Genomic DNA, 18,840 nt, shown 5'->3' on the forward strand with positions numbered 1-18,840 from the left:
CATGCCCGGGCCGCTCCTGCACGTCGGCGCCACCGTCAGCTGCCCGCACGGCGCGCCGGCGCAGATCATCTCCGCCAACACCCGCGTCATCGTCAACGGCACGCCCGTCGCGGTCCTCACCGACAACACGGTGGTCGCCGGGTGCCCCTTCCAGATCCCCGTCGGCCCGGGCACCAAGCCCTCGCCGTGCGTGAAGGTCCAGTGGGTCGTCGGGGCGACCCGCGTCCTGGTCAACGGGCAGCCCGCGCTGCTGATGACCTCCACGGGCCTGTGCCAGAGCCCCGAGCAGCTGCCGCAGGGACCGCCGGTCATCGCCGCGGCCCAGACGAGGGTGGTGGGACAGTGAGCCACGTCCGCTTCCCGCTCGGCTTCGACGAGGCCGGGCGCACGAGCGTCGCCGCCGATGACGCCGCCTACCTGCGCGGCCTCATCGAGGAGGTGCTGTTCACCCAGCCCGGCGAGCGCGTCAACCGGCCCGACTTCGGCAGCGGCCTGCTGCAACTGGTCCTCGCGCCCGCCGACGAGGTCCTGGCCGCCACCACCGAACTGACCGTCCACAGTGCCCTCCAGCGCTGGCTCGGGGACCTCATCGAGGTCCACCGCGCGACCGTGCGCGCCGAGGGCGAGCGGCTGGTCGTCGAGGTCTCCTACACCGCGCGCGGCAGTGACCGGGCCGGTGTGGAGGAGTTCGGGTGGTCGCTGTGAACGACGCCGACCGCCGCCGCAAGGTGCTGGCCAGCACCACCCACAACGGCGTCGACTACCTGGAGGTCGACCCGCTCGACCAGCGCATCCTCCGCGTCCACTTCCTGCACCCGCTGCCCGGTCAGGCCGGTGGGATCCCGGCCGCGCCGCCGCTGGCCGCCGGGAACGTCGTCGTCACCGGCGGCGAGCGCGTCACCGGCGTCGAGACGGTCACCGTGGTCTCGGCCGCCGAGGTGCTCACGGTGCGGGTCGACCGCGCCGGGGACTTCTCCACCTACACGCTGCGGCTGCTCGCCGACGGCGAGGCCGCCGATCCGCCCACCGGTTTCGACCCGCGGCTGTCCACGGTGGACTTCTCCTTCAAGGTCGGCTGCCCCAACCCCTTCGACTGCGCCCCGGGCGAGCCCGAGCCCGCGCTCGTGCCGCCCGCGCCGCCGATCGGCTACCTGGCCAAGGACTACACCGGCTTCCGGGCGCTGATGCTGGACCGGATGAGCGCGCTCATGCCCGGCTGGACCGACCGCAGTCCCGCCGATCCGCTCATCGCCGTCGTGGAGGCCCTCGCCCATGAGCTCGACAAGCAGAGCTACCACCAGGACGCCGTGGGCACCGAGGCGTACCTGGGCACCGCGCGCAGCCGCGTGTCGGTCCGCCGCCACGCCCGGCTGCTCGACTACCGCGTCCATGAGGGATGCAACGCGCGCTGCTGGATCGCCGTGGACGTCGAGCCCGGCGGCGGCAGCGACGGGCTCGTCCTGCCGCCGGGGACGCCCGTCGCCCCGGGCCGTCCCGGCGACCCGCCCACGATGGACGCCGCGCCCACCCGCGGTCTCGTCTTCGAGACCATGCACCCGCTGCTGATGATCGGCGCGCGCTCGCGGATCGCCCTGCACACCTGGAGCGCCGAGGAGTACGTCATCCCCGCGGGCGCCACCGCCGCGACCCTGGCCGGGGGCGCCGGGCTCGGTCTGGAACCCGGTGACGTGATCATCCTGACCGAGACCGCCGGGCCCGCCACCGGCGCGCCCGTCGACGCCGATCCCGCGCACCGCCAGGCCGTGCGGCTCACCTCCGTCCGCGCCACCACCGACCCCGTCGAGGGCGTGGATGTGCTGGAGGTGACCTGGCACTACACCGACGCGCTGCGTTTCGACCTCGTGGTCAGCGCCTCCCCCATACCCGGCGCTCCGCCGATGGCGATGGCGGAGGCGATGGGCAACGTGGTCCTGACCGACCACGGCCGTCGCGTCCGGGCGCCCCTGGCCCCGGTAACGAGCGGCCGCTACCGGCCCGTCCTGCCCGGTGGTCCGGTCACCAGCGCCGAGCCCTATCCCGCGTCGGTGGCCCGGGCCCGTCCCGCCGCCGACGCCGCCCGCCGCGCCCCGGCCGAGGCCGTCCCCGCCGTCACCCTCATCGACGGGGAGGACACCTGGACCGCCCGCGCCGACCTGCTCGGCTCCGGCCGCTTCGACCGGGACTTCGTCGTGGAGACCGAGACCGGCGGCACCGCCCGCCTCCGCTTCGGCGACGGCGTCTACGGCATGCCGCCCACCGAGGGCGCCGATCTCCTCGCCGACCTGCGGGTCGGCTCCGGGCCCACCGCCAACGTCGGGCACGGCACCCTCCACCGCGTCGTGTGGGACCACGACGGCCTCACCGGCGTCACCAACCCCATGCCCGGCTTCGGCGGCGCCGAGCCGGAGAGCATGGAGCAGGTCCGCCAGTTCGCGCCGCAGGCCTTCCGCGAGCAGCGCCGCGCGGTCACCGAGGCCGACTGGGCCCGGGTCGCCAAGCTGCACCCGGAGGTCCTCGACGCGCGGGCCCGGTTCCGCTGGACCGGCAGCTGGTACACCGTCTACCTCACCCTCGATCGCGCCGGGGGAGCGCCGGTCACCGGCGATCCCGCGTTCCTCGCCGACGTCCGCGCGCACCTGGAGCGGCACCGGATCACCGGCTACGACCTGGAGATCACCGACCCCGTCACCGTCGCCCTCGACCTCGCGCTGCGCGTCTGCGTCGAACCGGCCTTCTTCCGCGCCGACGTCCACCAGGCCCTCCTGAAGGCCTTCTCGCGGCGGGAGTTCTTCTCACCCGACGACTTCGGTTTCGGCACACCCCTCTACCTCTCCGAGGTCTACCGCGCCGCGATGGCCGTCCCCGGCGTCGCCTTCGCCGAGGTCACCCGCTGCCGCCGCTTCGGGCGCACCCCCGCCGGAGAGATCGAGCAGGGCTACCTCAAGGCCGCCGACCTGGAGGTCCTGCGCCTGGACAACGACCGCAGCTTCCCCGAGCGCGGCACCCTCGAACTCACCCTGGAGGGCGGACGGTGAACGCCAACCCGCCGGGACTCCCGGCCATCGACTACCGCGCCGGAACGCACGCGACGTTCCTCGCCGCGCTGCTGCGCGCCTTCGGCGCCGACCCCGTCCTGCGGGCCCTGGGCACCCACGACGGCACCGAGCCGCTCGTCGCCACCGCCGACGCCTACTCGATGGGCCTCGACGTCCTCACCTTCTACACCGAGCGCATCGCCAACGAGGGCTACCTGCGCACCGCCACCGAGCGCTACTCCGTCCTCGAACTGGCCCGCGCCATCGGCTACGAGCTGCGCCCCGGGGTGGCGGCGTCCACCGCGCTGGCCTTCACGCTGGCCAAACCGGTGCCGGTGCCGCACGCGCCGGGGGTCGAGGTGCCCACGATCATGCACGCGGTGACCGCCCCGGAGAAGATCACGATCCCGGTGGGGACCAGGGCGCAGAGCGTGCCCGGTCCCGGCGAGCTGCCGCGGGCCTTCGAGACCGTCGAGGAGATCGAGGCCCGGCCGGAGTGGAACGCGATCAAGGTCCCGGTCACCATGTGGGTTCCGCCCGCCCTCGGCGACGACGAGCTGTACCTCAAGGGCATCACCACCGGGCTGAACCCGGGGGACATGATCCTGCTGGTCGGCAATGAGCGGCTGGGCTCGCGCTACAACGAGAACTGGGACGTGCGCAGGGTGGCGGGCGTCCGCGCCGTCGACCGGGTGGGCGACCTCGCCGAGCACACCGTCGTCACCCTCGACATGCCCCTGGGCACCACCGAGCCGCTGGTGCATCCGACGCGGGAAGGGCAGCGCGTGTACGCCTTCCGGCAGCGCGGGGCCCTGTTCGGCCACAACGCGCCGCCGTGGGAGTCGCTGCCGGTGAGCATGCGCTACGGCGAGATGGCGCAGACCGGCGGCGGCCCGCACGACGTCCCGCACTGGGTGCCCGGTGCCTACGCCGGGCGGCAGGACTCCTGGGCCGACGCCTACCTCAGCGCCACCCAGGAAGATGTGTTCCTCGACCGCGTCTACCAAGGGCTCACCCCCGCGAGCTGGATCGCGCTGGCCACGCCCAGCTACATCGAGCTGTTCCGGGTCGAGGAGGTCGACGAGACCTCCCGCGCCGACTACCTCCTCCAGGGCCAGGTCTCGCGGCTGAAGATCACCGGCGAGCACCTGAACTTCTTCTCCCCCCGTAACGCCGTCGTGTGGTGCGGGGCCGAGGAGCTGGAACTGGCCGAGCGGCCGCTGTACGGGTGGGGCGGCGGGACGGTCGTGCCCACCAACGGCGTGCCGGGCGTCGTCCCGGGCCGCCTGGTGGCGGTGCGCGGCGAGCTGCTGCGCGGTGGCTCGCGCTCGGAGGTCGCGCGGGTGGCCTCGGTGGTCGGCTCGACGCTGGTCCTGGAGACCGGCGTGGCGAGCTACGTCCCGGTGACCGTGCGCCTCAACGCCAACGTCGCCGCGGCCACCGACGGCGAGTCGCGCACCGAGATCCTCGGCGGCGGCGACGGCGCCGCGGCCTTCCAGACCTTCACCCTGCGCGGCACGCCGCTGACCTACACCTCGGCGTCCACACCGAGCGGCACCCGCTCCAGCCTGGAGGTGCGCGTCGACGGTCTCCTGTGGACGGAGGTGCCCTCGCTGTACGGGCAGGGCCCGACCGCGCGCGTCTACACCACCCGCCGCCGCGACGACGCCACGACCGTGGTGCGCTTCGGGGACGGGGTGACCGGCGCGCGGCTGCCCACCGGGCGCGAGAACGTCCGCGCGAGCTACCGGGTCGGCATCGGCGCGGCCGGGAACGTCGCGGTGGACAAGATCGCGCTGCCGATGTCGCGGCCCCTGGGCGTCGAGGAGGTCATCAACCCGGTGGCGGCCCTCGGCGGCACCGACCCCGAGGTCCTCGGCCAGGCCCGCGCGAACGCGCCCACGACGGTGCTGACGCTGGACCGGATCGTGTCCCTGCGCGACTACGAGGACTTCGCGCGCTCCTTCGCCGGCATCGGCAAGGCCCACGCGCACCTGGCCTGGAACGGCGAGCGGCAGGTGATCCGGCTGGTGGCCGCGACGACCGCGCGCGAGCCGGTCCTGCCGGGCACCGTCCTCCACGACAACCTGCGCGCCGGGATCGACGCCGCCAGGCACCCCGGGCACCAGGTCGTGCTGGAGACCTTCGTGCCCAGGCCCTTCACGGTCGTGATGCGCCTGGTGGTGGAGCCCGGCCGCGCCTACGCCGACGTGTCGGCGGCGGTGACGGCGTCCCTCGTGGACACCTTCTCCTTCGAGAAGCGCGCCTTCGGGCAGCGCGTCTCGGCCGCCGAGGTGCTGGCCGTCGCGCAGAACACCCTCGGCGTCCGCGGCGCCGACCTCGACGTCCTCAGCACCGGCTCCGGCGGGCTCGCGGTGACGCTGCCCGCCGCGCCGGTCGAGCTGCTCACCCTGCGCGCCGAGAACGTGCAGCTGACCGAACTCCGGGAGCCGCTGCCATGAGCGACCGCCTGTACGACCTGCTGCCCGCCGCCCTGCGCCGCCGCGATCTGGAGGCCGGGGGAGTCCTGCGGGCCCTCCTGGACGCCTTCACCGGCCAGGCCGACCTCGTCGACGCCGAACTGGCGCGCATGGGCGAGGACTGGTTCATCGAGACCTGCCAGGAATGGCTGGTGCCCTACCTGGGCGACCTGCTCGGCGTGCGCGGCCTGCACCCCGTCCAGGGCGTCCCCGGCACCGCCGGGCGCGCCTGGGTGGCCAACACCCTGGGCTTCCGCCGCCGCAAGGGCACCCTGGCGATGCTGGAGCAGCTTTCCCGCGACACCACCGGCTGGCCGGCCAAGGCGGTGGAGTTCTTCGAGCTGCTCTCGGCCACCCAGAACCTCAATCACCTCCGCCTCCACCGGCCCGCCACCGCCGACCTGCGCCGGGGCGAGGCGCTGGAACTGGTCGACGGCCCCTTCGACACCTTCGCGCACACCGTCGACGTGCGCCGCATCGGCGCCGGTGGCCGCCACAACATCCCCAACGTGGGCCTGTACCTGTGGCCGGTCTCCTCCTACTGGCTGCCGAAGGCCACCGCGTTCGCGCTCGCCGATCCCGGGACCTACGCCGTGGACCCGCTCGGCGCCGACCGGCCGCTGTTCATGCCGCCGCGCCCGGAGACCGACATCGAGCACTTCGCCGCCGAGGAGAACGTGCCCGGCCTGCTGCGGCGGCGCCCGCTGTTCGCCGAGCTGGAGGCCCTGCGCGCGGGCGCGCCACCCGGGACCTTCTTCGGCGACCGGCCGGTCTTCCGCGTCCACCGCGCCGAGGCGCCCGGCGACCCGCTGTCCGAAGTGGACCCCGTCGACGTGCAGGTGTGCGACCTGACGGTGTGGCGGCGCCCCACCGTGGCCGGGCGGGTGGCGGTGGACCCGGTGCTGGGCCGCGTCGCGCTGCCCGACGGCGACGTCCCCGACCGGCTCGCCGTCAGCCACGCCTACGGCGGCGTCGCCGACGTGGGCGCCGGGTCCTACAGCCGCCGCGGCGATCTCGGCCCGGTGCTGGACCGCCCGGTGACCTGGCAGCTGGCCGTCTCGGTGAGCGAGCCGCCGGTGCCGGGCGAGGTGGTGGCCGACGTGGCCGCCGCCGTCGCCGAGTGGAACGACTACCAGGACGCCCATCCCGGCACCGTCGGGCTGATCACGATCCTGGACAGCCACCGCTACGCCGCCGACCTGACCGCCTCGGCCCGGCCGCGCGTGGGCGCCGGGGCACGCCTGTCGATCGTGGCCGCCTCGTGGCCGGTGATCCCCGACGCGTCCGGCCCGCCGGGGTCCACGGTTCGTCCACTGGGGAGGATCGAGCCCAGCGGGCTGCGGCCCTGCCTCACCGGCCGGATCGAGGTCCTGGGCACCGCCGCCGAGGACGAGGAGCCCGGCGAGTTCTGCCTGGACGGGCTGCTGGTGGATGGCGACGTCCGCGTGGTCGGCGCCGCCCCCGCCAACCTCGGCGCCCTGCGGCTGCGCCACACCGGCGTGGTCCCCGGCAAGGGCGGCGTGCAGGTCAACTCCGCCAACCCGCGCCTGTCGGTGGAGCTGTACCGCTGCCTGAGCGGGCCGGTGAAGCTGCCGGCGACGGTGACGTCCCTGGAGATCACCGAGAGCGTCGTCCAGCAGGAGACCGCCCGCGCGATCGACGCGCCCGAGGCGGCCGTCTCGGTGGTGGCCTGCACGATCCTCGGGCAGACCGTCGCCAAGGAGCTCTACGCCTCCGACTGCCTCTTCACGCAGAAGGTCAAGATCGAGCGCACCCAGTCCGGCTGCGTGCGCTTCAGCCACGTCCCGCCCGCCTCGCTCACGCCCCGCCGCCACCGCTGCCAGCCCGACCTGGCCCTGGAGGCAGGGGGAGCGCCCGACGCGCAGATCATCGCCCGCGTCACCCCCGCCTTCGTCGCCGAGGACTTCGGGCACTTCGGCTACGCCCAGCTCACCCCCGGCACCGCGCCGGAACTGTCCACCGGCGCCGACGACGGCACCGAGATGGGCGTCTTCGGCGTCGTCCACCGGCCGCAGCGCCTGGCCAACCTCACCGGCGCGCTCGACGAGTACCTGCCCTTCGGGCTGGCCGCCGCGCCCCTGCCCGTCAGCCCCGCCTCAAGGAGTGAGAAGTGAAAGCCGACACCGGACGGTCGTCCTTCGACCCGCAGAAGCACTACCGGGCGGTACTGCGCCAGCAGGGCCGGGTCGACCTGGAGTCCGACGCCAACGAGCAGACCGCGATCGCCGATCACCTGCGCACCACCACGACCGCCGACATCATCGGCCCCGCCGGTGCCGCGGCCGACGACGGCGGCTTCGGGCTGTTCACCTCCACCGGCGACGGCCCGGCCATCCCCGGCGGCGCGCCCTACGTGTGGTCGGGGAACTTCTACCTCGACGGGCTGCTGCTGGAGAACGAGGCGAACGTGTCGGTCTGGGACCAGCCCGACCTGCCACCCGGCATGCCCCGCGTGATCCTGGACGACGGGACGCCCGTCGCCGACGGCGTCAAGCCGCCCAAGGGCCGCTACCTCGCCTACCTGCACGCCTGGGACCTGCACCGCACCGCCCTGGAGGACGGCGGCATCCGCGAGGTCGCCCTCGGCGGGCCCGACACCACCACCCGCGTCAAGACCGTCTGGCAGGTGCGGCTCCTGCGCCTGGGCGACGTCGGCAAGGACATCGACTGCGGCACCAGCACCGAGCAGTGGGAGCTGCTCACCGCGGGCTCCACGGGCAGTCTCGAAGCACGCGCCGAACCCGACCCCGCCGCCACCGGGCCCTGCGTCGTCCCCGCCGGGGCCGGCTACCGCGGCCTGGAGAACCAGCACTACCGGGTGGAGATCCACCAGGGCGGCGCCGACAAGGACGCCACCTGGAAATGGGCCCGCGACAACGGCTCCACCGTCGCCGCCTGGGTCGCCGGACCCGACCCGCAGGGCGTCATCACCGTCTCGGCGCCCGGCCGCGACTCCGTCACCGGCTTCGCCCCCGGCATGTGGGTCGAACTCATCGACGACACCCGCGAACTCGCCGGGACCCCCGGCACGCTCGTGCAACTGGCCAACGCCGTCGGTGAGCGCCTTACCCTCGCCGCCCCCGCCGGGATCGACCTCGCCGACTACCCGCTGCGTCCCCGCGTCCGCCGCTGGGACAGCGCCGGTGAGCTGCCCGCCAAACGCCCCTCGGCCAACGGGGGATGGGTCGGCATCGAAGACGGCGTGCAGATCCGGCTCGCCAAGTCCACCGTCACCTACCGCACCGGCGACCACTGGACGATCCCCGCGCGCTCGGTGCTCGGCGACGTCCTGTGGCCCCGCGACGCGTCGAGCACCCCCCTCGCCCTGCCGCCCGCCGGGATCCACCACCACTTCACGCGCCTGGGCCTGGTCACCTTCGACGGCTCGAAGTGGACCGACGCCCACGACTGCCGCCCGCTGTTCCCGAAGCTCACCGAGCTCACCGAACTGCGCGCGGTCTCCGGCGACGGCCAGACCATCACACCCGGCACCGCCGCGGAGGGACCGACGCCGCTGCTGGACCCCATCGTGGTGGGCGTGTCCAACGGCGAGTTCCCCGTCGCCGGGGCCACGGTGTACTTCGAGGTCGTGGAGGGCTCCGGCACCGTCGGCGGCGCCACCACCGCCACGGTCGGCACCGACGTCGACGGCACCGCCACGGTCGCCTGGAGCGTGGACAACGGCACACCCGTGCAGCGCCTGGCCGCGCGGCTCCTCGACACCGACGGCAACTACGTGGGGCTCCCCGTGGAGTTCACCGCGTCCCTGCTCACCGCGAAACGCACCTCCTACACCCCCGGCGCCTGCTCCACCCTCGCCACCGTCACCAACGTGCAGGACGCCCTCGACAAGCTCTGCGCGGCCCTGCCCGCCGCCGAGGCCGGTTTCGCCGTCACCAAGATGACCCTCGGCACCAGCGGCGTCGCCCTCGCCAACGACGCCCGCGTCAAGGTCGGCGAACTGGCCGCCGGGATCCTCATCGAGGCCAACGGGCTCTGGGACCCCACCACCTTCAACCCCGCCAGCGCCAACGTCACCATCGAGGTGCCCTGGCCCATCACCGACACCGACCGGCAGACCTGGGGCGTCGACGCGCTCGCCGCGTTCCAGCCGATGGTCGTCTCCGGCTCCTACGACGTCTCCGACAAGGTCGCGCGCTGGGGCCCGCTGGGCCAGGCGACGACGTACCTGGGCAAGATCCTGGCGCTGCTCAAGACCCGCCAGCTCGACCAGCGGATCCTCACCCGGCTGAGCCTGCGCGGGCACCTGATCCTGAACAAGGACCGGACCCTGCGCCTCGACGGGGACCTCTTCGTCCCCCAGGGCGGCGGGTTCGGGCCGGTCCTGCCCGGTGGCGACGGCAGGCGCGGCGGCACCGGGGAGGTGTGGTTCTGGCTGGTGCCGTGAATGGACGCGCTCATTTCGGGTATCCCTCCGCTGCGTCTACATCGGAGGGATACATGTTCGGCATCATCGCCGCCGTCCTGTTCGGACTGGCCCTGATCCTCGACCTCGCCGACACCGGCATCGGCGACCTGATCAGCGCGGGCACGCTCACCATCGCCGGCCTGCTGTTCCTCGCGCTCCAGCTCGCCACACCCGTCTCGCGCACGCCCTGGCGCGGACGCCGGTGGGGACGGCGCTGACATGGGCATCGGAGCGGCCATCTTCCTCATCGCGGCCGGCGCGATCCTCACCTTCGCCGTCGACTGGCACATCGCCGACGTCGACCTCGACATCGTCGGCTGGATCCTCATGGCAGCCGGAGCCGCCGGCCTCATCATCACCACCGTCATCTGGGGCCGCCGCCGTTCGGCGGCCGTCCCCCCGCCTCCCGGAGACGTGGGGGAGGAACCGGTCTACCGTCGCGAGACGCGCCGGTGGTGACCGTTTGATCCCGCCGCGGCGGGAGCCCGCCTAGCCTGGGACCGGACCGTCCGACCTGGACGGTCCGGTCACCGCGAACGGAGCCGCGAGATGGACCTGACCGGGAAGACGAGCCTGGTGACCGGCGCCGCCGGCGGCATCGGACTCGCCACCGCCCGCCTGCTCGCCCGCACCGGCGCCTTCGTCGTCGCCACCGACGTCGACGAGCGCGGCCTGGCCGCCCTCGCCGCCGAGCTGGGCGCGTCGGTCACCACCGTCACCGGCGACGTGTCCTCGCCCGACGACGTCCGCCGCATGGTCGGCGCCGCCGTCACCGAACGCGGCCGCCTTGACATCGCCGTCGCCAACGCCGGGATCATCCCCCTCTCCACGGTCGTGGAGACCAGCCCCGAGGACTGGGACCGGGTCATGGCCGTCGACGGCCGCGGCATGTTCCTGACCTGCAAGTACGCCATCGAGATCATGCTCGGCCACGGCGGCGGCGCCATCGTGTGCGTGTCCTCCATCTCCGGCGTCGCCGGACAGCACGGCCAGGCCGCCTACGGGCCCGCCAAGTTCGTCGCCACCGGCCTCACCAAGCACCTCGCCGTCGAATGGGCCGCCCACGGCATCCGCGTCAACGCCGTCGCCCCCGGCACCATCCGCACCGCCCGCGTCAAGGAACTCGGCGACGAACCCGGCGGGCGCGAATACCTGGCGACCATGGCCGCCGCGCACCCCCTGGGACGCCTCGGCGAGCCCGAGGAGGTCGCCGAGGCCATCGTCTTCCTCGCCTCACCCGCCGCGTCCTTCATCACCGGGGCGGTACTGCCCGTGGACGGCGGCTACCTCGCCCGGTGAAGCCGGTAGCGCACGCGCGTGCTGTGCGCGCCGTCCCGCGAGGTCGCCTCGGCGGTCAGCACGTCCCCGTCGAGCCGCAGGTCGATCACCGCCGGCTTGCGCAGGATCACCGCCATCTCGCTCGCGCGCAACTCCCCGTCCACCGCGATCAGGCGACCGCCGTCGGCCACCAGGATCGTCCCGTCGGCCAGCATCACCGGCTCGCCGGTCGTGCCGCTCTTCAGCCGGTGGCCCCGGCGGATCTCCCCGCCGGGCAGCAGCCGCACGATCCTCGCCGATGTGCGCGTGTTGCGATCGCGCTCCACGACGATGCCGCCGGGCAGGTAGTGCCCGTAGGAGCGCCACCCGTCCAGCAGCTCGCCCCGGCCGTCGTAGTGCCAGGTGTCGAAGTAGTCGTAGCCCTCCAGGCCCAACAGGAAACCGCCCTCGTGGACGGCGCCGCGCTCGCCCCGCAGCTCGGCGACGAGCTCGCCGGACACGGCGTCCAGCAGCAGCGCCGGGCCCAGGTGCCCCCACGCGTGGTAGTCGAGGGAGTCGGTCAGGACGAGGATGCTCCCGTCGTTGAGGTGGGCGCTCGTGGGCAGGACACGGGTGTCGTGGATCCAGGAGTGCGCGCCCGTCGCGCGCACCCTGGTGCCCTCGACGGTGATCCGCAGCTCGGGGGTCTCCAGGAGCGGCGCGGGCGAATAGGGACGCATCGCGTCCTTCGTGCGCTCGATCTCGGTGGCGTGCCAGGGCATGCGGGCAGGGTAGCGGCTCCCGGCACCATTCGGCGTTCCCCGCCGCCCCTCCCATCACTTGCACTCATGCGCATGTCACTATATGTTCTGCGTCGACAGAAGGGACACACCATGGGGCACGATCACGGTGGGCACGGCCACGGGATACCGGCCGCGCAGGCCGCCAGCGCCTCCGGCAAGCACGTCCGGCGGCTGTCCATCGCCATCGGGCTCGGCCTGGTCACCTTCGTCACGCAGATCACCGTCGGGCTGTCCACGTCCTCGCTGGCGCTGCTGTCGGACTCCGCGCACGTCTTCACCGACGTCCTCGGCGTGATCATGTCCCTCGTCGCGATCCTGGTCGCCCGCCGCGCCGCCGCGCGCGCCGACCGGACCTTCGGGATGTACCGCGCCGAGGTCTTCGCCGCCCTGTTCAACGCGTTCCTGCTGTTCGCCGTCGCCGGATGGGTCGTCTACGAGGCCGTCGGGCGCCTCGGCGAGCCGCCGGAGGTCCCCGGCCTGCCGGTCAGCGTCGTCGCCGTCGTCGGCCTCGTCATGAACGTGATCGCGCTGCTGATCCTGCGCGACGGCGCCGCCGAGAGCCTCAACGTGCGCGGGGCGTACCTGGAGGTCATGGCCGACATGATCGGCTCCATCGGCGTCCTGGCCAGCGGCCTGCTCACCATGCTGTTCGGCTGGCGCTACACCGACCCGATCATCGGCGTGGCCATCGGCGTGTTCGTCCTGCCGCGCGCCTACAAACTCGGCAAGCAGGCCCTGCGCATCCTCTTCCAGCACGCCCCGGCGCGCGTCGACCTGCCCGCGCTCACCGCCGACCTGGCCGCCGTCCCCGGCGTCACCGACGTCCACGACCTGCACGTGTGGACCCTCACCTCGGGCATGGAGGTCGCCTCGGCGCACCTGACCACCGTCCCCGACGCCGACACCGGCGTGGTCCTCGCCGCCGCGCGGCGCGTCCTCGCCGACGGCTACCACATCGAGCACGCGACCCTCCAGGTCGAGGCCGCCGCCTGCGATCACCCCGGCTGGTAGACGGCGTCCACCACCAGCGGGACGTGCGCGCGCACCTCGGGAGTGAACCCCGCCCGCCGCAGGTGCCCGCACAACCGCGCGGTGACCAGCGACGTGCGGTTGGCGTCGGGCAGGTCGTAGCACAGGACGAGCCGCCCGCCCGGCCGCAGCAGCGTGGCCGCCACCTTCAGCTCGGCGGTGGCCGCGCCCGTCCAGAAGACATTGACATTGAGCGCGAGGATCTTGTCGAAGCGCTCCTCGGAGGCGTACACGTCGAAATGCGCGGTCACGAACTGCGCCCGCCCGTCGGCCACCGCCGCCGCGTTCCGCAGCGCGGCGGCCTCGGTGGCCTTCACCGAGCGGTCCACCCCGACGTATCTGCCCTCGCCCACCGCCGCCAGGATCAGCTCCGCGGACGCGCCCCGGCCACCCCCGATCTCCAGGACGCGTTCCCCCGGCCGCGGGCCGAGGGCGGTGACGGCGAAGCTGATGCGCTCGGGTGTGGTCACGGTGACCCTCCTATCGCGATGGGGCAAGCCCAGGCTGCCCCCCGACCGGGTGACACGCGACCATCACCCGGCGATCAATTCACGTTGCCCCCGGGCCCGGTGCGTCCACCGGATACTGTTCGAAACGTGCGGACCTGGAGGATGCTCGTTTTCGTCGCGGCCATCGCGCTGCTCACCGCGTGCTCGCCGCCCGGCGCGGACCCGGCCGCGCCCACACCGTCCCCTTCCGACTCGTGGGAGCTCAAACCCCTCGCCGGGAAGTACGACCCCGCCGAGATGGCCGACTCGGTCCGCACCCGCTCCGCCGAGGCCGGCGTGAACCCCGTCCTGGTCATGGCCATCCTCTACAACGAGTCGTACAAGCCCCACGACCCGGACCTGGAACGCGCCTGGCTCAAATACGACCCCGACTCCTCCCTCGGCATCGCCAACATGCACGAGGCCGCCTTCGAGGACGTTAAACGCGACCGCCCCTTCGCCGACCGCTCGTGGCAGGAGCTGCCCGACGACCGCGACCTCGCCGTCCGCGCCGCCGCCTGGTACCTCCACGACCTGTCGGCCTCCCTGCCCGGCGACGTCTCCGGCGCCTACACCCGCGACGAGCTCCTCGCCCTCGGCTACAACGCCGGGCCGGGGAACATGCGTGCCTACGCCGACGGAGGGCAACCGGCGTCCTCGGTGCGCGGGTACCTGGAGAAGCTGCGGGCGAACTGGGGCAAGGCGACCGAGGCCGTCGGCTAGGCCGTGTCACCTAGACCGTGCCGCCCGGTTCGTGTCATGGTGACGGGAAGCTAGTCTCCGTTCATGACGTTCTACCCGTCCCTCGCCAACCTCGCCGCCGACATCGCCGTCTTCACCCTCGTCGAGGCCGAGCTGCGCGTCCTGCTCATCAGGCGCGCGAACCCGCCCTTCCAGGGCATGTGGGCCCTGCCCGGCGGATTCGTGGAACCCCACGAGGACGCCCACTCCGCCGCCCGCCACGAGCTCACCGAGGAGACCGGCATCCCCGAGGGCAGCTTCCACCTGGAGTTCGTGGCCGCCTACACCGCGCCCGGCCGCGACCCCCGCAACCGGGTGGCGTCCTTCGCGTACATGGCCCTCGTCCCCCAGGTGCCCCCCACCGCCGCCGGGGGAGACGCCGCCGACGCCGCGCTGCTGCCCGTCGCCGGAGTGCTCGACGGCACCGTCCCCGTCGGCTTCGACCACCGGACCATCATCGGCGACGCCCTCGAACACGCCCGCGACCGCCTGGAGAACACCACCATCGCCGCCGCCTTCTGCCCACCGGAGTTCACCGTCACGGAACTGCGGCGCGTGTACGAAGCCGTCTGGGGCACCCGCCTGGACATGCGCAACTTCCACCGCAAGGTGACCGGCATCGAGGGATTCCTGGAACCCACCGGGCGCAAGACGACCCGCGACGGCGGCCGCCCGGCGGAGCTGTACCGGACCGGGGAGGCGACCCGGCTGCGCCCGCCGATGTACCGGGGATGATGGGACGCGGCGGCCCTTCCCTTTCTGCCGCACCCGTCGAGGCTCGCTCGCGATACCCGCCGTCCCGCCCGCGCGGCACGGGCGGGCCAGAATGTGCCGCATGGATCATGATCGCGTCATCGTCGCCCTCGACGTCGACTCCCGCGAGGCCGCCGACGACCTCGTCGCCCGCCTCGGCGACGACTGCGGCCACTACAAGGTCGGCCTCGAACTCCTCACCTCCGTCGGCCCGGACGTCGTACGCGACCTCGTCACCGCCGGCAAACGCGTCTTCCTGGACCTGAAGCTCTTCGAGATCCCCAACTCCGTCGCCGGAGCCGTCCACGCCGCCGGACGTCTCGGCGCCGGCCTCGTCACCGTCCACGCCATGGGCGGACCCGCGATCATGCGCGCCGCCGTCGAAGCCGCCGCCGCCCACCCCGGACTCCGCGTGCTCGCCCTGACCGTGGTCACCAGCATGACCGACGCCGACCTCGCCGCCATCGGCGTCACCGACCCGGTCGCGACCCAGGTCCCCCGCCTCGCCCGCCTCGCCATCGACAGCGGCTGCCACGGCGTCGTCGCCTCACCCGCCGAGGTCCCCGCCATCCGCGCCGCCACCGGACCCGGCGCGCTCATCGTCACCCCGGGTGTCGGCGTCTCCGCCGACCCGGCCGGATCCGGCGAACACGCCCGCCCCGGCACCCCCGCCGCCGCCTACGCCGCCGGAGCCACCCACATCGTGGTGGGACGCGGCGTCACCCGCGCCGAAGACCCCCTGGAGGCCCTGCGCCGCATCCGCGAGAACGCCGCGCTCGCGGGCGGCTGAGCGGGGGAGTGGGTGTCTGGTCGGCCCGGTCGCAGGCCACCACATCACCCCCGGCGGGTCCGTCGGCCGGTCGACCCGTCCGGTCCCGCGCCGGGGCGGCTACTTCGGCAGGTCCGCCAGCCCTTCCCGCGAGCGCTCCATCTCGCGCTCGTCATCGATCTCGCGCGCCATCGCCATGGCCGTCTCGTAGCTCCGCCTGGCCTCGGCGGTGCGCCCGGCGTCGGCGAGGGCGGTGCCGAGGGCGTTGTACACGGTGCAGCGGCGCTGCGGGTCGCCCCAGTCGTCCACGATGGTCACCGCCTGCTGGAGGAGCGCGATGGCCTCGTCGTGGCGGGCTTGGCGCGAGCGGATCATGCCCAGGTTGAGCAGGCCGTGTTCGAGCATCGCGAGGTTGCCCAGGGACTCGGCCGAATCGACCACCCAGCGGGCGTCCTCGGCGGCCTCGTCGAGCTGGCCGAGTTCGCACCGGCAGTAGGCGAGTCCCACCTTGGCGGCCAGTACCGACTGGCGGTCCCCGGCGTCGGCGAAGATCGCGCTGGCCTCCTGGTAGAGGGGGATGGCCTGCTCCCAGCGGTCCAGCCGGCTGTGCGCGGTGGCGATGTTCACCTGGCAGCGCGCGCGTTCGATCTCGTCACCGGCCTCGCGGGCGAGGTCGGCGGCGCGGTGGAGGGTGGCGATGGCCTCGTCGAAGCGCCCGGCGCGGCCGTGGACGATCGCGATGCCGCGCATGACGGCCGCCTCGCCGCGGATGTCGCCGACGTCGCGGTGCAGCGCTGCGGCGCGCTCGAACCAGTACCCGGCCTGGGTGAAGCGGTGGGAGGTCGAGTACGTGTTGGCGAGGTTGATCGCGGCGGCCGCCTGCGCGGGGACGTCGCCGAGCCGGGCGGAGGCGGCGATGCCGAGTTCGAGGACGGCGACGGCGTCGTCGGTGCGGCGCTGCATCAGGGAGTACGCGGCGAGGGGGACGTGCAGGTCGCGGACCTCGCGGTCGTCCCCTCCGGCGGCGGCGAGGCGGACGGCCTCGATCGCGGCGGGCAGTTCGGCGGCGAGCCAGCCGGTGGCGGCGCGCTCGTCGGCGAAGGCGGGCCCGGGATGGCGGGGCGGTTCGGGCGGGGTGGGGACATCGGGGCGGGCGCCGATCGCGTCCATCGCGGCGGTCGAAGTGTGCGTGTACCAGGCGTGCAGCCGCGACAGTGCCGCCGCGCGCGCTTCGGGGGTCTCGGTCTCGCGGGTGGTGGCGGCGGCGAAGGCGCGCAGGAGGTCGTGGACGCGGTAGCGGCCCGGCCCGGAGACCTGCAGGAGGCAGCCGTCGGCGAGGAGCCGCAGGTGCCCGGCGGCGGCGTCGGGGGTGACGTCGGCGAGGTTGGCGGCCAGGTGCGGGGTGGCGTCGGCGGTGGGGTGCAGGCCGAGGAGGCGGAAGGTGCGGACGGTGTCCTCGGGCAGGTGCCGCAGCGACCAGGAGAACACGCCGCCGACGCGGGTGAGGGAGTCCCCGGCGTCCAGGAAGCGGAAGCGGCGGATCTCGTCGTCGAGTTCGGCGGCGACGCGGGCCAGCGACAGGTCCGGGCGGCGCGCGGTCCGCTCGGCGGCCACGCGCAGCGCGAGCGGGAGGCTGTCGCAGCGGCGGATGACGAGTTCGAGGGCGTCGGGTTCGTCCGTCGCGCGGTGCCCGAGGATGCGGCGGAGCAGCTCGGCGGCGTCGTCGTGGTCGAGACGGTCGACGGGGAGGCGGGCGGCGCCTTCGCGTGCGCTGAGGCCGGAGAGCATGTCGCGGCTGGTGACCAGGACGAGCGTCGCGGGATCACCGGGCAGCAGCGGGCGGACCTGTTCGGTGTCGCGCGTGTTGTCCAGCAGCACCAGCATGCGGCGCCCGGCGATGAGGGAGCGGTAGGCGGCGGCGCGCGCGTCGGCGTCCTGGGGGATGTCGCGGGCGGGCGTGCCCAGCGACAGCAGGAGGAGCTCCAGCGCGGTGGCGGGCGTCATCGGCTCGGCCTCGCCGAAGCCGCGCAGGTCGAGGTAGAGCTGGCCGTCGGGGAACGCGCTGGCCCGTGACCGTCCCCAGTGGACGGCGAGGGTGGTCTTGCCGACGCCGCCGGTGCCGACGATGGTGGCCAGGCCGGTGCCGTCCGACAGGATCGCGTCGAGCCCGGCGAGCGCCTCGTCGCGGCCGACGAAGGGGATGGACGCGGGCGGCAGCTGACGCGGCACGGACGCGCGCGGCGCGGCGTGCGGCTGGTCGATCAGCTCCCGGTAGGCGGCCTGGAGCTCGGCGCCCGGGTCGACGCCGAGTTCGGCGGAGAGAAGTTCGCGGACCTCGTGGTAGGCGGCGATGGCCTCACCGCGGCGCCCGGCGCGGTCGAGGGCGGTCATCAGGTGCCGCCGCAGCCGCTCGTCGTAGGGGTGGTCGCCGACGAGCGCGGGCAGCTCGGCGATGAGCTCGTCGTGCCGTCCCCGCGCGAGATCGGCCTCGACGCGGTCCCGCAACGCGGCGAGCCTGCGCTCGTCGAGCCCGGGACCGGCCGCGGCGACCAGCTCGTCACCGGCGCCCGACAGCGCCGGGCCGCGCCACAGCGCGAGCGCCGCGCCGAGCAGTTCGGCGGCCTTGTCGGCGTCGCCGATGCCCAGCGCCGAGCGGGCGTCGGCGCAATGCCGGTCGAAGACGTGCAGGTCCACCGAGTCCGGCGCGCCCCGGAAGGTGTATCCGGCGGCGTCGCGGGCGATGATCTCGGCGTCGCCGAGCAGCCCTCGCAGCGCCGAGATCTGCTGCTGCAGCAATCTGGGCGCGGTGACGGGAGCGTCCTCGCCCCAGGTGAGGCGGATCAGGCGGTCCTCGGTGACCGCGCGCCCCGGGGTGAGCAGGAGCGCCGCCAGCAGCGACCTGCTCTTGCGTCCGGTCAAGTGGACGCGTGTGGACTCCCGCCACACCTCGACCGGCCCGAGTATTCGGAACTCCACGCTGCCCCCGCGGTGAATAGGTTCTGTAGCGCTTGATGCTAGGTGGAAGGACGATCACG

Annotated in this window: 16 protein-coding genes; 13 read left to right on the forward strand and 3 right to left on the reverse strand. The window is 73.8% G+C overall.

Features of this window, described 5'->3' with window-relative positions; all coding sequences use genetic code 11:
* Position 1 precedes the first annotated feature (1 nt).
* The 9 genes from QSK10_RS31110 to QSK10_RS31150 all read left to right on the forward strand — a co-directional run bounded on the left by QSK10_RS31110 (position 2) and on the right by QSK10_RS31150 (position 11,264).
* Positions 2 to 346: a PAAR domain-containing protein gene (locus tag QSK10_RS31110; protein WP_285666996.1), complete on the forward strand. Its 345-nt coding sequence runs from the start codon at positions 2 to 4 to the stop codon at positions 344 to 346.
* Positions 343 to 705 carry a GPW/gp25 family protein gene (locus QSK10_RS31115; RefSeq protein WP_285666997.1) on the forward strand — a complete coding sequence of 121 codons (363 nt, stop codon included), beginning with the start codon at positions 343 to 345 and terminating at the stop codon, positions 703 to 705. Before QSK10_RS31110 ends, QSK10_RS31115 begins: the two co-directional genes overlap by 4 nt.
* Complete coding sequence (locus QSK10_RS31120; RefSeq protein ID WP_285666998.1) at positions 693 to 3,035, forward strand: putative baseplate assembly protein; 2,343 nt, start codon at positions 693 to 695, stop codon at positions 3,033 to 3,035. Before QSK10_RS31115 ends, QSK10_RS31120 begins: the two co-directional genes overlap by 13 nt.
* On the forward strand, positions 3,032 to 5,497 hold the full coding sequence (locus tag QSK10_RS31125; RefSeq protein WP_285666999.1) for a putative baseplate assembly protein: 2,466 nt from the start codon (positions 3,032 to 3,034) through the stop codon (positions 5,495 to 5,497). The genes QSK10_RS31120 and QSK10_RS31125 overlap by 4 nt, the downstream gene beginning before the upstream one ends.
* Positions 5,494 to 7,650, forward strand: coding sequence for a hypothetical protein (locus QSK10_RS31130; RefSeq protein WP_285667006.1), 2,157 nt, complete (start codon positions 5,494 to 5,496; stop codon positions 7,648 to 7,650). Before QSK10_RS31125 ends, QSK10_RS31130 begins: the two co-directional genes overlap by 4 nt.
* A complete protein-coding gene (locus QSK10_RS31135) occupies positions 7,647 to 9,944 on the forward strand; it encodes a DUF6519 domain-containing protein (protein WP_285667007.1) in 2,298 nt (765 codons plus the stop codon). Before QSK10_RS31130 ends, QSK10_RS31135 begins: the two co-directional genes overlap by 4 nt.
* Positions 9,945 to 9,997: 53 nt before the next feature.
* Positions 9,998 to 10,183, forward strand: a complete 186-nt coding sequence (locus tag QSK10_RS31140; protein ID WP_285667008.1) for a hypothetical protein — start codon at positions 9,998 to 10,000, stop codon at positions 10,181 to 10,183.
* 1 nt (position 10,184) lies between these two features.
* A complete protein-coding gene (locus QSK10_RS31145; protein ID WP_285667009.1) occupies positions 10,185 to 10,424 on the forward strand; it encodes a DUF6458 family protein in 240 nt (79 codons plus the stop codon).
* 90 nt (positions 10,425 to 10,514) lie between these two features.
* Positions 10,515 to 11,264 (forward strand): SDR family NAD(P)-dependent oxidoreductase, encoded by a 750-nt coding sequence (locus tag QSK10_RS31150; RefSeq protein ID WP_285667010.1) that lies wholly within the window; start codon positions 10,515 to 10,517, stop codon positions 11,262 to 11,264.
* Here QSK10_RS31150 and QSK10_RS31155 read toward each other — a convergent pair.
* Entirely contained in the window at positions 11,249 to 12,004 is a 756-nt protein-coding gene (locus QSK10_RS31155) for a hypothetical protein (protein ID WP_285667011.1), read from the reverse strand. The genes QSK10_RS31150 and QSK10_RS31155 overlap by 16 nt on opposite strands.
* Before the next feature lie 111 nt (positions 12,005 to 12,115).
* Here QSK10_RS31155 and QSK10_RS31160 point away from each other — a divergent pair, with 111 nt between their 5' ends.
* Complete coding sequence (locus QSK10_RS31160; protein ID WP_285667012.1) at positions 12,116 to 13,036, forward strand: cation diffusion facilitator family transporter; 921 nt, start codon at positions 12,116 to 12,118, stop codon at positions 13,034 to 13,036.
* On the opposite strand, the gene QSK10_RS31165 is transcribed toward QSK10_RS31160, so the two are convergent.
* Positions 13,021 to 13,524, reverse strand: a complete 504-nt coding sequence (locus tag QSK10_RS31165; RefSeq protein WP_285667013.1) for an SAM-dependent methyltransferase — start codon at positions 13,522 to 13,524, stop codon at positions 13,021 to 13,023. The two genes, QSK10_RS31160 and QSK10_RS31165, sit on opposite strands and share 16 nt — an antisense overlap.
* A 126-nt stretch (positions 13,525 to 13,650) precedes the next feature.
* Between QSK10_RS31165 and QSK10_RS31170 the strand changes: the two genes are divergently transcribed.
* The 3 genes from QSK10_RS31170 to pyrF all read left to right on the forward strand — a co-directional run bounded on the left by QSK10_RS31170 (position 13,651) and on the right by pyrF (position 15,826).
* A complete protein-coding gene (locus QSK10_RS31170) occupies positions 13,651 to 14,265 on the forward strand; it encodes a transglycosylase SLT domain-containing protein (protein WP_285667014.1) in 615 nt (204 codons plus the stop codon).
* Positions 14,266 to 14,328: 63 nt separating this feature from the next.
* Positions 14,329 to 15,018: an NUDIX hydrolase gene (locus tag QSK10_RS31175; protein ID WP_285667015.1), complete on the forward strand. Its 690-nt coding sequence runs from the start codon at positions 14,329 to 14,331 to the stop codon at positions 15,016 to 15,018.
* A gap of 100 nt (positions 15,019 to 15,118) precedes the next feature.
* Positions 15,119 to 15,826, forward strand: a complete 708-nt coding sequence (gene pyrF / locus QSK10_RS31180) for an orotidine-5'-phosphate decarboxylase (protein WP_285667016.1) — start codon at positions 15,119 to 15,121, stop codon at positions 15,824 to 15,826.
* A 99-nt stretch (positions 15,827 to 15,925) separates the two neighbouring features.
* Here the strand turns inward: pyrF and QSK10_RS31185 are convergent, their stop codons facing one another.
* Positions 15,926 to 18,781, reverse strand: coding sequence for an AfsR/SARP family transcriptional regulator (locus QSK10_RS31185; protein WP_285667017.1), 2,856 nt, complete (start codon positions 18,779 to 18,781; stop codon positions 15,926 to 15,928).
* Positions 18,782 to 18,840: the final 59 nt, after the last annotated feature.

It is taken from the genome of Actinorhabdospora filicis, from assembly GCF_030269765.1.
In the GTDB taxonomy this organism is placed as follows: Bacteria; Actinomycetota; Actinomycetes; order Mycobacteriales; family Micromonosporaceae; genus Actinorhabdospora; species Actinorhabdospora filicis.

Excerpts from the sequence above, each read along its gene's own strand:
- QSK10_RS31175 (WP_285667015.1), top strand. The coding sequence starts at position 14,329 with ATGACGTTCTACCCGTCCCTCGCCAACCTCGCCGCCGACATCGCCGTC.
- QSK10_RS31130 (WP_285667006.1), top strand. The coding sequence starts at position 5,494 with ATGAGCGACCGCCTGTACGACCTGCTGCCCGCCGCCCTGCGCCGCCGC.
- QSK10_RS31150 (WP_285667010.1), top strand. The coding sequence starts at position 10,515 with ATGGACCTGACCGGGAAGACGAGCCTGGTGACCGGCGCCGCCGGCGGC.
- QSK10_RS31140 (WP_285667008.1), top strand. The coding sequence starts at position 9,998 with ATGTTCGGCATCATCGCCGCCGTCCTGTTCGGACTGGCCCTGATCCTC.
- QSK10_RS31160 (WP_285667012.1), top strand. The coding sequence starts at position 12,116 with ATGGGGCACGATCACGGTGGGCACGGCCACGGGATACCGGCCGCGCAG.
- QSK10_RS31145 (WP_285667009.1), top strand. The coding sequence starts at position 10,185 with ATGGGCATCGGAGCGGCCATCTTCCTCATCGCGGCCGGCGCGATCCTC.
- QSK10_RS31110 (WP_285666996.1), top strand. The coding sequence starts at position 2 with ATGCCCGGGCCGCTCCTGCACGTCGGCGCCACCGTCAGCTGCCCGCAC.
- QSK10_RS31155 (WP_285667011.1), bottom strand. The coding sequence starts at position 12,004 with ATGCCCTGGCACGCCACCGAGATCGAGCGCACGAAGGACGCGATGCGT.
- pyrF (WP_285667016.1), top strand. The coding sequence starts at position 15,119 with ATGGATCATGATCGCGTCATCGTCGCCCTCGACGTCGACTCCCGCGAG.